General features: G+C 75.8%; 14 protein-coding genes. 6 read left to right on the top strand and 8 right to left on the bottom strand.

From position 1 onward, the window contains the following. Positions 1-64 precede the first annotated feature (64 nt). Positions 65-454, top strand: a complete 390-nt coding sequence (locus KBX63_RS14635) for an Rv2175c family DNA-binding protein (RefSeq protein ID WP_210911565.1) — start codon at positions 65-67, stop codon at positions 452-454. 125 nt (positions 455-579) lie between these two features. Here the strand turns inward: KBX63_RS14635 and KBX63_RS14640 are convergent, their stop codons facing one another. Together KBX63_RS14640 and KBX63_RS14645 are read right to left on the bottom strand one after the other, a co-directional pair. Continuing rightward, entirely contained in the window at positions 580-1,662 is a 1,083-nt protein-coding gene (locus KBX63_RS14640) for a polyprenyl synthetase family protein (protein WP_210911566.1), read from the bottom strand. Next, positions 1,659-2,078: a helix-turn-helix domain-containing protein gene (locus KBX63_RS14645; RefSeq protein ID WP_210911567.1), complete on the bottom strand. Its 420-nt coding sequence runs from the start codon at positions 2,076-2,078 to the stop codon at positions 1,659-1,661. Before KBX63_RS14645 ends, KBX63_RS14640 begins: the two co-directional genes overlap by 4 nt. A gap of 279 nt (positions 2,079-2,357) precedes the next feature. Between KBX63_RS14645 and metF the strand changes: the two genes are divergently transcribed. Beyond that, positions 2,358-3,275, top strand: a complete 918-nt coding sequence (gene metF, locus KBX63_RS14650) for a methylenetetrahydrofolate reductase [NAD(P)H] (RefSeq protein ID WP_210911568.1) — start codon at positions 2,358-2,360, stop codon at positions 3,273-3,275. 44 nt (positions 3,276-3,319) lie between these two features. Further along, positions 3,320-4,009, top strand: a complete 690-nt coding sequence (locus KBX63_RS14655) for a CDP-alcohol phosphatidyltransferase family protein (protein ID WP_210911569.1) — start codon at positions 3,320-3,322, stop codon at positions 4,007-4,009. 71 nt (positions 4,010-4,080) lie between these two features. Here KBX63_RS14655 and KBX63_RS14660 read toward each other — a convergent pair whose 3' ends face one another. Genes KBX63_RS14660 through KBX63_RS14685 form a run of 6 tightly spaced genes read right to left on the bottom strand, consistent with a single transcriptional unit; the run spans position 4,081 to position 9,342 of the window. Further along, positions 4,081-5,568 (bottom strand): NAD(P)/FAD-dependent oxidoreductase, encoded by a 1,488-nt coding sequence (locus tag KBX63_RS14660; protein ID WP_210911570.1) that lies wholly within the window; start codon positions 5,566-5,568, stop codon positions 4,081-4,083. A gap of 10 nt (positions 5,569-5,578) precedes the next feature. Further along, on the bottom strand, positions 5,579-6,706 hold the full coding sequence (locus KBX63_RS14665) for a glycosyltransferase family 2 protein (protein WP_210911571.1): 1,128 nt from the start codon (positions 6,704-6,706) through the stop codon (positions 5,579-5,581). Further along, entirely contained in the window at positions 6,703-7,542 is an 840-nt protein-coding gene (locus tag KBX63_RS14670) for a carotenoid biosynthesis protein (protein WP_210911572.1), read from the bottom strand. Before KBX63_RS14670 ends, KBX63_RS14665 begins: the two co-directional genes overlap by 4 nt. After that, a complete protein-coding gene (locus tag KBX63_RS14675) occupies positions 7,539-8,090 on the bottom strand; it encodes a GNAT family N-acetyltransferase (protein WP_210911573.1) in 552 nt (183 codons plus the stop codon). Before KBX63_RS14675 ends, KBX63_RS14670 begins: the two co-directional genes overlap by 4 nt. Then, a complete protein-coding gene (locus KBX63_RS14680) occupies positions 8,087-8,857 on the bottom strand; it encodes a monooxygenase (RefSeq protein WP_210911574.1) in 771 nt (256 codons plus the stop codon). The genes KBX63_RS14675 and KBX63_RS14680 overlap by 4 nt, the downstream gene beginning before the upstream one ends. Next, on the bottom strand, positions 8,854-9,342 hold the full coding sequence (locus tag KBX63_RS14685) for a YbaK/EbsC family protein (protein ID WP_210911575.1): 489 nt from the start codon (positions 9,340-9,342) through the stop codon (positions 8,854-8,856). The genes KBX63_RS14680 and KBX63_RS14685 overlap by 4 nt, the downstream gene beginning before the upstream one ends. A gap of 442 nt (positions 9,343-9,784) precedes the next feature. Between KBX63_RS14685 and KBX63_RS14690 the strand changes: the two genes are divergently transcribed. The 3 genes from KBX63_RS14690 to KBX63_RS14700 all read left to right on the top strand — a co-directional run bounded on the left by KBX63_RS14690 (position 9,785) and on the right by KBX63_RS14700 (position 12,629). After that, positions 9,785-10,234 carry an SAV_6107 family HEPN domain-containing protein gene (locus tag KBX63_RS14690; RefSeq protein ID WP_210911576.1) on the top strand — a complete coding sequence of 150 codons (450 nt, stop codon included), beginning with the start codon at positions 9,785-9,787 and terminating at the stop codon, positions 10,232-10,234. Between the two features lie 101 nt (positions 10,235-10,335). Beyond that, positions 10,336-11,061, top strand: coding sequence for a hypothetical protein (locus KBX63_RS14695; protein WP_210911577.1), 726 nt, complete (start codon positions 10,336-10,338; stop codon positions 11,059-11,061). A 5-nt stretch (positions 11,062-11,066) separates the two neighbouring features. After that, complete coding sequence (locus KBX63_RS14700) at positions 11,067-12,629, top strand: DNA polymerase Y family protein (protein ID WP_210911895.1); 1,563 nt, start codon at positions 11,067-11,069, stop codon at positions 12,627-12,629. The last annotated feature ends 115 nt before the right edge of the window (positions 12,630-12,744 follow it).

Here is a 12,744-nt window from a genome sequence, read left to right on the forward strand (position 1 = left end):
GTTGGACCGGTCGTCCCGGGGTGCCCGGTGGCTCGTTCGGGCAATGGCGTGGCAGGGTGATCGGGTGACCGAACCCGTACCCGACCAGGCCGTGCCCGGCCCCGAGCTCGCCGGACCCGCCGACCCGGCCGGCTGGCTCACCCTGCCCGACGTCGCCGAGCGCCTCGACGTGTCGATCAGCAAGGTGCACCAGATGATCCGTGACCGGGAGCTGCTGGCGGTCCGCCGCGACGGCATCCGCCGGGTGCCGGCGGACCTGGTGGCCAACCAGACCGTGCTCAAGCACCTGCCCGGCGTGCTCAACCTGCTCTCCGACAACGGCTACGACGACGAGGCCGCGCTGCGCTGGCTCTACGAGCCGGACGACAGCCTCCCCGGCGCCACCCCGGCCGCCGCCCTCTCCGGTGACCAGGCCCGCGAAGTCAAGCGCCGAGCCCAAGCCCTCGGCTTCTAACCCTCCCGCGCCCTTCCCGCGCTTTCCCGCGCGTCGATCATGAAGTTGGCGGCGTCCGCAGCGGCGTGTCGCGTCGCCAACTTCATGATCATCAGTGGGCAGGTCCGCCGGGCCCGGGGAGGGGGTCAGTCGGCGCGGCGGGTGGCGGCTATCGCCAGGTCGACCAGGGCCTGGCGGGCCTCGGTGTCGAGGTCGACGGCGGCCAGCGCCGCCAGCGCCGAGTCGGTGAGCGTGACGATGCGCTGCTCGGTGCGGGCCAGCGCCCCGCTCGCGGAGATCAGCTCGCGCAGCCGGGCCACCCCCTGCTCGTCGAGCTCAGGGTCGCCGAGCCGGCTGAGCAGCAACTCCCGGCCGGCGTCGTCGGTGGCCTCCACGGCCGCTGCCACCAGGTACGTGCGCTTGCCCTCGCGCAGGTCGTCCCCGGCGGGCTTGCCGGTCTGCGCCGGGTCGCCGAAGACCCCCAGCACGTCGTCGCGGAGCTGGAACGCCTCGCCCAGCGGCAGCCCGTACGCCGAGTAGGCCGTCCGCACGTCCGCCGTGGCGTCGGCCAGCGCGGCGCCGAGCAGCAGCGGACGCTCGACCGTGTACTTCGCCGACTTGTACCGGGCGACCTTGCTGGCCCGTTCCACCGAGGTGTCCCCGGTGACCTGGGTGAGCACGTCGAGGTACTGCCCGACGGTGACCTCGGTGCGCATCTCGTCGAAGACCGGCCGGGCCCGGGCCACCGCCCGCAGGTCCAGCCCCGCGGAGTGCAGCAACTCGTCGGACCAGACCAGGCAGAGATCGCCGAGCAGGATCGCGGCGGCGTCGCCGAACCCGTCCGGGTCACCGCCCCAACCGGCCGCCCGGTGCCGGGCGGCGAACCGCCGGTGCACCGCCGGCTCGCCGCGCCGGGTGTCGGAGCGATCCATCAGGTCGTCATGGATCAGGGCGCTGGCCTGCACGAATTCCAGCGCGGCCAGGGCGGTGAGCACCTGGTCGGCGTCCACCCCGCCGGCGCCCCGGAACCCCCAGTACGCGAAGGCCGGCCGCAGCCGCTTGCCACCGCCGAGCACGAACGCCTCGATCGCCTCCGCCACCGGGACCAGGGCATCGTCGACGCCGGTCAACCGGGCCCGCTGGCCGGCCAGGAACTCGGTGAGGGCCTTGTCGACCCGCTGCCGCAGGTCGGCGCGGTCGACGGGAGACACGGGAGCAGCGTGGGTCACGCCACGACGCTAGCCGGTCGCCGCGTACCGTGCTCCACCGCCACGCGTAGTGCCGCCGGCCCGCCCGCCGGTGCGGCCCCGGCCCGCCCGTCCGCCCGTCCGCCCGGCCGTGCGCCGGCCGTGGCCCGGCCCGGCCCGACGGCCCGCGCCGAGCCGGCTCGCCGGGTGACCGCGGCGGCCTCGGCGAGCGCCACCAACGGCACGTCCAGCACCACGGCGAGCCAACCGAGCCAGAACCCTCCCGGGACGCGTCGTTGCCGTTCCCACCGGGACACCTCGTGCCGGCTCAAGGTCGGCACCCCGGCGGCGGCACACAACTCGGCGGCGGTGCGCTGCTGGCTCCAGCTCCGGGCCAGCCGGCACCGGGCGAGCAGCGGGCCGAGTTGTGCCGGGCGCGGCGGTGGGGGCGGGGTCATCGGTCCTCCAGGCGGGCGTCGGTGCGGCGACGAGCGCCCGCCCGACCGGACGGGAGCGGCGACACCGCTCGGCTGCTGACCCCCGCGCGTGCCCCCGGGCCGCCCCCGCCGACCCTCCCGCGCCACCCATTACTACCCCGTGGGTACGACGGCTCTCCGCCCGCCGGGCCGGGCGCGCGGGGCGGCACCGGCCAACGGGCGCGCCCACGGATCCGTCGATCCGTGGGACGCGATGGAAAGCGCCTGGGTGGTGCGGACGCTGCCCGCTAGAGTCGGGTCGTGGCGCTCGGTCTTCCCTCGGTACTCCCCAATCCGCAGCCGGCGATCGGGGAGCTCATCCGTGACCGTCAGCCGACCTTCTCGTTCGAGTTCTTCCCGCCCAAGACCGAGGCGGGGGAGCGGCTGCTCTGGCAGGCGATCCGCGAGCTGGAGTCACTGCGCCCGTCGTTCGTGTCGATCACCTACGGCGCGGGTGGCTCGACCCGGGACACCACCGTGTCGGTCACCGAGCGGATCGCCACCGACACCACCCTGCTGCCGATGGCCCACCTGACGGCGGTCAACCACTCCGTCGCCGAGTTGCGGCACGTGATCGGTCGGCTCGCCGGGGTGGGGGTGCGCAACGTGCTGGCGGTGCGCGGTGACCCGCCGGGCAACCCGGGCGGCGAGTGGGTCCGCCACCCTGCGGGCGTGGACTACGCCGAGGACCTGGTACGCCTCGTGCGGGACGCCGGTGACTTCAGCGTGGGCGTGGCGGCCTTCCCGTACAAGCACCCCCGCTCACCCGACGTGGCCAGCGACACCGCGCACTTCGTGCGCAAGTGCCGGGCCGGCGCCGAGTTCGCGATCACGCAGATGTTCTTCGAGGCGGACGACTACCTGCGGCTGCGTGACCGGGTGGCGGACGCCGGCTGCGACACCCCGATCCTCGCCGGGGTGATGCCGGTGACCCAGATCGGCACCATCGAGCGGTCCGTGCAGCTGTCCGGAGCGCCCTTCCCGCCGGCGCTGGCGGCGCGCTTCGAGCGGGTCGCCGACGACCCGGAGGCGGTCCGCCGGCTCGGCATCGAGCAGGCCAGCGAGATGTCCCGCCGGCTGCTGGATGAGGGCGTGCCGGGGATCCACTTCATCACCCTCAACCGGTCCACCGCGACCCGCGAGGTCTGGCAGAACCTCAAGGCCGGCGCGCGGATGTGACCCCGGAGCCGGCGACACCTGATGCCCGGCACGACGGTTGATCCGTGGTGGGCACACAGCTGAACTGGGACCAGTACGCCACGGCGTGGGCACGGTTGCACGGCGGGTTCGACCCCCGGACGGCCGCGCCGGTGGTGCGCGCCTGGCTGCGGTTCGCGTACCACGTCGGGTACGTGCTGGGCCGGCTGCGGGTCAGTCCCACGGCGGTCACCGTGGCCGGGGTGCTGCTCTGCTTCTGCGTACCGCTGCTGGTGACCCGGCCGGCGGACGGGCCCTTTCTCGGCGCGCTGTTCGTGCTGCTCGCCTCGGTGGCGGACAGCGTGGACGGGGCCGTGGCGGTGGCCACCGGCCGCACCACCCGGCTCGGCTACGTCTACGACTCGGTCGCCGACCGGCTCGGTGAGGTGGCCTGGCTGCTGGCGTTCTGGCTGGTCGGCGCGCCGGGCGCGCTGGTGGTCGCGGGCGGCGCGCTGTCCTGGCTGCACGAGTACACCCGGGCCCGAGCGGTCTCCGCCGGCATGCGTGAGATCGGCGCGGTGACCGTGGGCGAACGCCCCACCCGGGTCTCGGTGGCGCTGGTCGGGTTGCTGGTCGCCGGGCTGGCCGGGCTGATCGAGCCGGATCTCGCCGCCGGCACCATCACCATGGCGACCGCGGTGTGGGTGCTGCTGGCCGGCTTCGGTCTGGGGCAGCTGCTCTCCACCGTCCGCCGCGCGCTGCTCGACGCCGGCTGACCTCCGTGCCGCGATGTCAGGAAGGGCCCCTTCCTATACCGCAGGCGTTAACAAGGTGCCCTTCCTTGCGGCTACCAGGCGGGGCCGATCTCGTCGGCGACGATCTGCGCGGAGAGGGTCACCATCGGCAGCCCACCGCCGGGGTGGCTGGAGCCGCCCACCAGCCACAGCCCGTGCGCCGGGCCCCGGTTGGCCGGGCGGAGCAGCCCTCCGGCGGTGCCGTAGATCGAGCCACCCGGCGCGCCGGTCGCCGCGTCCAGGTCGGCCGGGGTACGGACCTCGCGAAACAGCAGCCGGTCGCGTACGTCCACGCCACGCTCCGCCAGCACCGCCAGGATCCGGTCGGCGTACGCGTCGGCCAGCCCCGGGCGTCGCCAGTCGACCGCGCCCGCGGCGGTGCCCTGCCGTGCGGCGTTGACCAGCACGAACCACGCCTCGTGCCCGGCCGGGCGGGCCATCGGGTCGTCGGCCACGGTGACGAACACCGTCGGGTCGGCTGCCGGCCGCGCCCGTACGCCGCGCCCCGGGTCGCCGAAGACCGCGTCGAACTCCGCGTCGTAGTCGCGCGGAAAGAAGACGTTGTGGTGCGCCAGCCCGGTGCTGCCGGAGACGCCGAGCAGCAGCACGAAGCCCGCCAGGCTGCGGTCGGCCAGCCCGGCCAGCCGGCGTGCGTGCGGCAGCAGGTCGCGGTAGACGGTGAGTGCGTCCACGTTGGCCACCACCACATCGGCGGGCACCGGCGCGGTGACGCCGGCGAGGCGTACCCCGTGCACCCGGCCGCCGGCGGCGTCGATCCGGGTCACCGTGGCGCCGGTCCGCACGACCACGCCGAGGTCCAGGCAGCGCGTCAGCAGCGCGTCGGCGAGCGTGCCCAACCCGCCGCGCAGGTACCAGCCGCCGAAGGTCAGCTCGGCGTAGGGGACCGCCACCATGGCCGCCGGCGCCCGGCGGGGGTCGGCGCCGGTGTAGGTGGCGTACCGGTCCAGCAGCATCCGCAGCCGAGGGTCGGACAGGTGCCGGCGGCCCAGCCCGCGCAGGGTGCGGCCCGGGGCGATGGCGGCCAGGTCGCCGACGCGCCAGGCCAGCGACGCGAGGTCGCGGGGGGAATCGACGGTACGGCGCAGGATGTCCCGCGAGGAGGCGTGCCACACCCGCGCCGCCCGGCGCCACAGCCGTTGCCAGTCGGCCGCCGCCCGGTCACCGAAGGCGGCCCCGATCCGCGCCGCGAACTCCACCGGGTCGGCGCAGGAGGCCAGTGCCGGGCCACCGGTGGGGAAGACGTGCCGGACGATCGGGTCCAGCGGGGCCAGGTCCAGGTACTCGTCGAGCTTCGCCCCGGTCGCCTCGAACAGGTCGTGGAAGACCTCGGGCAGGGTGAGCAGGCTCGGGCCGGTGTCGAAGTGGAACGACCCGGCCGGGGTGTCGTGCACGTACCGGCCGAGCTTGCCGCCGACCGTGTCGGCCCGCTCGAAGACGGTCACCTGGTGCCCGGTGGCGGCCAGCCGGGCGGCGGTGGCCAGGCCACCCACCCCGGCGCCGACGACCACGATCCGCGCCATGCCGCGCCTCCTAGCTGACCGGGCGGCCCCGCCAGGTCAGGCGACGCTGCTTTCGCAGATGGTACGACCGCAGGGTCAGCCAACCGAGGACCACGACCGACACGGGGTGTGCGAGCGCGTCGGGCCACCACCGGCCGCCGGTCGCCCGGGCGGTGAGCACCCGCCCGGCCACCCCGAGCAGGTAGCCGGCCAGGCCCGCGGCGGCCACCCCCGGCGCGCCGGCCGCCAGGGCCGCCACCGCGACCAGCGGCGGGGCGGTGTAGAGCAGCAGCAGCAACGCCACCACGGCGGCCGCCGCGCCCGGGTGCCCGAACGACGCCCACAGCGACTTCGAGTACCCGTCACGCAGCTGCGGCCAGTCGTCGTACATCCGACACGTGGCCAGCCGGGAGCCGTCGGCGAGGACGATCCGCCCACCGGCCCGCTTGACCGCCCGGGCCAGCTCGACGTCCTCCAGGATCTTGTCGGCGACCGCGGCGTGTCCACCGGCGGCGGTGTAGCCGGCCCGGTCCAGCACCAGGAACTGCCCGCCCGCCGCGGCCAGCGACGGCCGCCGCGAGCGCTCCATCGCGCGCAGCGGCAGGAAGGTCAGCCAGAGCCACTGCAACAGCGGCTGCACCAGCCGGTCGGCCGCCGTCGCCACCACGATCCGGGGGTACGGCGACAGCAGCGTCGCGCGGGCGGCGCGCAGCTCGGTGACGGCCGCCGCCACGGCGTGCGGGGCGAGCACCACGTCGGCGTCGACGAAGACCAGCGCGGTCGCCGCCGGGTCGGCCCGGGTGGCCAGCTGCCAGCAGGCGTGCGGCTTGCCCAGCCAGCCCGGCGGCGGGGCGACCCCGGTGAGCAGGGTGACCCGGGGGTCGTCGCCGGCCACCGCGCGGACCACGTCGGCGGTGCCGTCGGTGGACCCGTCGTCGAGGACCACGACGCGTAGCCCGGGCACACCGCGCTGGGCGAGCAGAGCGCGCAGGCAGGGCGCGACCCGGGCGGCCTCGTCCCGCAGCGGCAGCAGCACGGCGACCGGCTCGCCGGCCTCGTCCGGTCGGTCGGTGGGCCGGCGCAGCCAGCGCGAGGCGTTGACCCAGGTGTGCCCGGTCAGCGCGGCGACGACGAGCAGCAGGGCGAACAGGACGGTCATCGGGTCGCGTCGACACCGGGGCGGTGCGGCTGGTGGCTCTCCCGGTGGGCGTCGGAGGCCCGGCGGGCGCGCAGCAGGATCACCGCCAGCGGCACGGCGGTCACCGACATGCCGGCCGCGCCCCAGAGCGCCGAGGCGGGCAGGTCGAGGAAGACCGCGTGGGCCAGGATGCTGGAGAAGTACGTCCACAGGTAGAGCGCGATCATCGGGTGATCCCGGTGGTCGGTGCGTTCGGCGTCCGGGCCTGCCAGCGGGCGCAGCGCGCTCATCAGCAGCACCGCGAAGAGCAGCCAGCCCAGGTAGTTGCTGACCGGGATGCCGGGCAGGCCGGGCAGCGCCGGGGTGGCGTCCCGCCAGACCCAGTACCCCTCGGCCACCATCTGCGGATCGAGGAAGAGGTCCCAGGCGGCCAGCCCCAGCGCGGCCAGCGTGATGCGGTGCACCCGCCGGATGGTCGGCGACCCGGTGCCGCCGGTCAGCCGGACCGCCGCCAGCCACGCCGGCCAGGCCATCCAGGTCCAGGCCAGGGGGATGATCAGCGGCACCCCGGCCAGCTTGGGGCCGAGCTCTCCGGAGTAGTCGTAGCTGCCGAACGGCACACCTGTGGCCACCCCGATCGCCTCGATCGCGAACCCTCCGCCAGTGGCCACGGCGACCAGCGCCACCGCGGCCCGGGGTCCCCGGCTGAGCAGCGCGTGGCCGACCGAGAGAAGCCAGCCGAGCACGACGGTGGCCACGGTGAGCCCGGCCCGGGTGGCGCCGGTGGTCAGCGGGTAGCAGATCTGGGCGAGCACCAGGACGGCGAGCAGCGTCCAGGAGATCCCCCGCCGGGTCATGACGCCGGGCGCTCGAGAGGCAGATCCCGGCCGAGCACGCCGAACGGCCGCTCGTCGCCGGGGAAGTGGAAGTCGCGCAGGACGTCGACGAAGCCGAACCTCCGGTACAGCCGCCAGGCCCGCGAGGTCTGCTCGTCGGCCTCCGGGGTGGACAGCAGCGTGGTGTCGCCCTCGGCCATGGTGAGCAGGGCACGCAGCTGGCCGGCGCCCAGGCCGTGCCCCTGCGCCGGCGGCCGTACGTGCAGCTCGACCACCTCGAAGCAGTGGGTGAGCCAGCGCTGCCGGGTCGGGGCGTCCAGGGCCCGGTGCACCTGGTCGTGCCACCACTGCCCGGGGCCGCCCAGGTAGCCGTAGCCGAAGCCGGCGAGGTGACCCTCGCTGGTCAGGCTGGCCACGGCTCGGAACCCGGGCCGGCGGACGTGGGTGGCGATGTAGCCGCGCCGGGCCTCCAGCAGATCGGTGCGGTATCCCATCGCCTCGCCGTAGACGGTCACCACGTCGTCCAGCCGCCGGACGAGATCGTCCGGCGTCCAGCGCACCAACCTCATGCCCGTCCACCCTTCGCCGTTCCCGGGTCGCCGTCGGCGACCCACCCGAGCACCGTCCGGTCGCCGACCACGTCGCGCACCTCGAACCGTGCGAACAGCTCCTCGGCGTACCAGCCCGCGGTGGGGGTTCGCATGATCGCCGCCCGGTGCTCCGGGTGACGGTACGCGAACGCCACCAGGTCCGCCGGATCACGCCACACGCTCACCGTGCCCTGCCAACCCAGCGGCGCCTCACCGACACCGAACCGGGCCAGCAGCCCCGGCGCGTCGCGCAGGGCGGCGGCGACCGGGGGGATCGCCCGCCAGAAGGTGGCCGCCCGGCGGGCCCGCAGCCGGGCCCGGGTCAGTGCCAGCACCGGGCCGGTGACCCGGCCACCCGGCGGCTCGCCGAAGGGCCGCTGACCGGACCACTCGCCCCGGCTGCTCAGTGGCCGCAGGTCGACCCGGGCGTGGGCGCGGGCGATCCGAGCCCAGGCGCGGCCGACCGGCGAGTCGTCGAAGCCGGCCGCCGCGGCGGGCGAGTCCCAGACGGTCAGCGCCGCCCACCGGGTCAGGTCGGCGTCACCCGGCCCGAAGCCGGTGCCCGTCCCGGTGCCCAGCAGCTTGCCGAACCGCACGCCCGGCAGGGCGCGCAACCGGCCCGGGTCCACCGCCATCCGGGTCAGCGCCCGGGGCAGCGCGCCACGGGAGGTCCGCCACACGTGCAGGGTGACCAGATCCGGAACGGCGCTGCTGTGCCTGCTGGTTCGCTCGCTCCGCTCGCTCACGCCACCTCGGCCGGGGTGCCGGCGGTGACCCGCAGCAGCTCGGCGTAGGTGGTCGGAAAGACGGCCTGCGGTACGCCACCCGCGGCCCAGATCTCCGGGTACGCCGCCAGCGCGGTGTCCACCAGGGTGCGCAGCGGTCGGGGGTGCCCGAGCGGGGCGACCCCACCGATCGGCTGCCCGGTGTGCGTCCGGACGAACTCCGGGGTGGCCCGGCGCAGTCGAGTGACCCCGATCGACGCGGCCAGGCCGGCGGTGTCCACCCGGTGCGCGCCGGAGGTGAGCACGAGCAGCGGCGTGTCGTCCGCGTCGAAGATGAGCGAGTTGGCGATCTGACCGACCTGGACGCCGAGCGCCTCGGCGGCCGCCGCGGCGGTGTGCACCGCGTCGGGCAGCAGGCGGACCGTGCTGGGCTGGCCGGCGCCGTCGAGCGCGCCGGAGCCGTCCAGCGCGTCCTGCACCGCCCGTACGTTCGGGTGTGGCTGCATGTCGCCATTCTTCCCGGTCCACGGTGCCGGGTTCACTCCGGTGCACCGGGCGGCGCGTCACACGTTGCATTTTCGTCGGAGGGGAGGTGTACTGTCAGCAGCAGTTAGAACGAGTGTTCGATTGCCTCGAACGCCCGTTCCAACCAGCCGGAGCGCGGCGTTTCGCGGCGCCAGCTCTGGCCGGTGCGGCTCCGCGGGCCGCACCTGGGTTTCCGGGCAGTCGCGAGCCCGGTCCCGACAGGCAGGAGCGTCGCCCGCCGCCCACGACCCCCGGGCGGCGGGCGACGAACCCGCCGGTACGCCGGCCGGGTGTGGTGTGGGGAAGCATCCACACCCGGCCGGCCACACCCGGTGCGTCTTCCTCCGCACCACCCGACCTCGGCATCCCATCGGCGGCACCGGTGCGCCGAGGCGACGCCCCGGCCAGTGGAGGAGACAGTCCATGCCGACCAACCCGGCTCAGGCACCGGCGGTGCCGGCGCACGTGCTGCCGCACCGCACCCCCGCCCAGCTCCTCATGTTGGCCCGGCGCGGGCTGGTCGAAGCCGGCCAGACCCGACCCGACGGCCTGCGCTACGCGGCTGCCCACCTGGCGGCTCTGCGCGCGGCGGCCGCACTGCTCGCCGCCCGTGCCCGACCCGCGCCGAGCCGGCGCAACCGGATCACCAGCGTCTGGGTCCTGCTCTGCGCCGTCGCCCCCGAGCTCGACGAGTGGGCCCGGTTCTTCGCCGCCGGCGCCGGCAAGCGGGCCGCCGCCGAGGCCGGCATCCCCCGGGTGGTCAGCGCCCGGGAGGCAGACGACCTGCTCCGCGCGGCCGAACAGTTCGTCACGGTGGTGGAGACCGCGCTCGGCGTGGCTCATCAACCGGCCCTGGACGGTCTCGCCGCATGATCCCGCCGTGACACCGGCCGCCCGACGGGGGGAGTCGGGCGGCCGGCGTCACGGCGTGCCGGTCCTGATCTGATCCACAGCAACGACGGGGGGTTGGTCCAATGGTGGGCCGCATGGTGGTCGGTTCCGCCGCACTGGCCGATCTGGTACGCCCGGCGAGCGCACCCGACCAGGTCGGCGGCCACCGGGTGCTGCCGGTGGCACCCGAGCTGACCGGCCTGCTGCCCAACCGGGGCCTGCGCCGGGGCAGCACCATCGCGGTCGCCGTCGGCCAACCCCGGCGCAGCGGCGGCACCTCGCTGGTGCTGGCCCTGCTCGCTGAGGCGTCCCGGGCCGGCTCGTGGTGCGCCGTGGTCGGGGTGCCGACGTTCGGCGCGGGCGCGGCCGCCGAGTTGGGCATCGCCCTGGACCGGCTGGCCCTGGTGCCGGATCCCGGCCCCGAGTGGGCCACCGTGGTCGCCGCACTGATCGACGGGGTGGACGTCGTGGTCACCGCCGTGCCGGCCGCGGTCTCCGCCTCGGTCGCCACCCGGCTGGCCGCCCGGGCCCGGCAGCGCGGCAGCGTGCTCGTCCCGTACGGCCGGTGGGACGGCGCGGACGTGACGCTGCAGGTGGTCCGTGGGGTCTGGGAAGGACTCGGGTCGGGCCGGGGCCGGCTGCGCCGCCGGGAGATCACCGTTTCGGCGCGGGGGCGTGGGGCGGCCGCCCGACCCAAGGAGATCAAGGTCTGGCTCCCCGGTGACGAGCTCACCCGGGTGATCCCTCGTACGGTGCCGTCGACCGTGGCCCGACCGGCCGTGTCGCTCACTCTGGTCAGCCCGGCGTGACCAGCGTGACCGGCTCGCCGGTACGGACCCTGCTGCTGTGGTGCCCGGACTGGCCGGTGCTCGCCGCCGAGATCGTCGACGGGGTGCCGGCCACCGGCCCGGTCGCCGTGCTGCACGCCAACCGGGTGGTCGCCTGCTCCGAGCGGGCCCGCGCCGAGGGGGTGCGTCGAGGGCTGCGCAAGCGGGAGGCGCAGGGCCGCTGCCCGCAGCTCACCGTCGTGGAGCACGACCCCGGCCGGGACGCCCGGGCGTTCGAGCCGGTGGTCGCCGCGGTGGAGGAGCTGGTCGCCGGCGTCGAGGTGGTCCGCCCGGGAGCCTGCGCGGTGGCCGCCCGGGGCCCGAGCCGTTACCTCGGCGGCGAGGAGGCGGCCGCCGAGCGGATCATCGAGCACATCGCCCAGTCGTGTCTGGTGGAGAGCCAGGTCGGCATCGCCGACGGGGTCTTCGCCGCGGGGCTGGCCGCCCGCGCCGGCCGGGTGGTGGCGCCGGGCGGGACACCGGAGTTCCTGGCCGGGCTGCCGGTCGAGGCGCTCGGCCGGTCGGCGCTGGCCGACCTGTTGCGCCGGCTGGGGGTGCGGACCCTCGGCGACTTCGCCGCGTTGCCGGCCGGCGACGTGCTGGCCCGGTTCGGGTTCGACGGCGCGCTGGCCCACCGGCTGGCCGCCGGGCGGGACCATCGCCCGCTCGCCGTCCGGCAGCCGCCGTCCGACCTGACGGTGACCGCCGAGCACGACGAGCCGATCGACCGGGTCGACGCGGCGGCGTTCGCCGCCCGCGCGCTGGCCGAGCAGCTGCACGACCGGCTGGCCGGGCACGGGCTGGCCTGCACCCGGCTCGGCATCGAGGCGGTCACCGCGCACGGGCAGGAGCTGCACCGCGTGTGGCGGCACGACGGCCTGCTCACCGCCGCGGCCATCGCCGACCGGGTGCGCTGGCAGCTCGATGGTTGGCTCTCCGGCAGCAACGGCCGGGCCGGTGCCCGACCGGCCCGGCCGACGGCCGGCATCATCCGGCTGCGGCTGGTCCCGGACGGGGTGATCGCCCAGGCCGGCCTGCAGTCCGGCCTCTGGGGGGAGGCCGGCGAGGAGCGGGAGCGGGCGCACCGGGCGTTGAGCCGGGTGCAGGGCATCCTCGGCCCGGAATCGGTGGTCACCGCGGTGCTCGGCGGCGGGCGTTCCCCGGCTGACCAGGTGCGACTGGTGCCGTGGGGCGACGAACGCCTCCCTGCCCGCGCCGGTGCCCCGCCCTGGCCCGGCCGGCTTCCCCCGCCCGCGCCGGCGATGGTGCTGGCCAGCCCGCTCGTGGCGACCGTGCAGGACGCTGCCGGCGAGCCGGTGGTGGTCAGCGCTCGGTTGGCGGTGAGCGCCCCACCCGCACGGCTGCTGGTCGGCACCGGCCGGCCGGCGGAGATTGTCGGCTGGGCCGGGCCGTGGCCGGTGGACGAGCGCTGGTGGGTGCCGGCGGAGGCCCACCGCCGGGCCCGGTTCCAGATCGGCCTCGCCGACGGCACCGCCCTGCTGCTCGCCGTCGAGGCCGGGCAGTGGCTGGTGGAGGCGATCTATGACTGAGCTGGTCCGTGTCCGCTCCCTGCCGGAGGCGGATGCCCCGGCGAGCGATATGACTGTCAGGCATATTTATGACTCTCAGGTATATCGCTCACCGACCCTCTCGCCGGCGGAGCCG

Origin of the sequence: Micromonospora sp. U21, assembly GCF_018070045.1 — a bacterium.
Taxonomy (GTDB): Bacteria; Actinomycetota; Actinomycetes; order Mycobacteriales; family Micromonosporaceae; genus Micromonospora.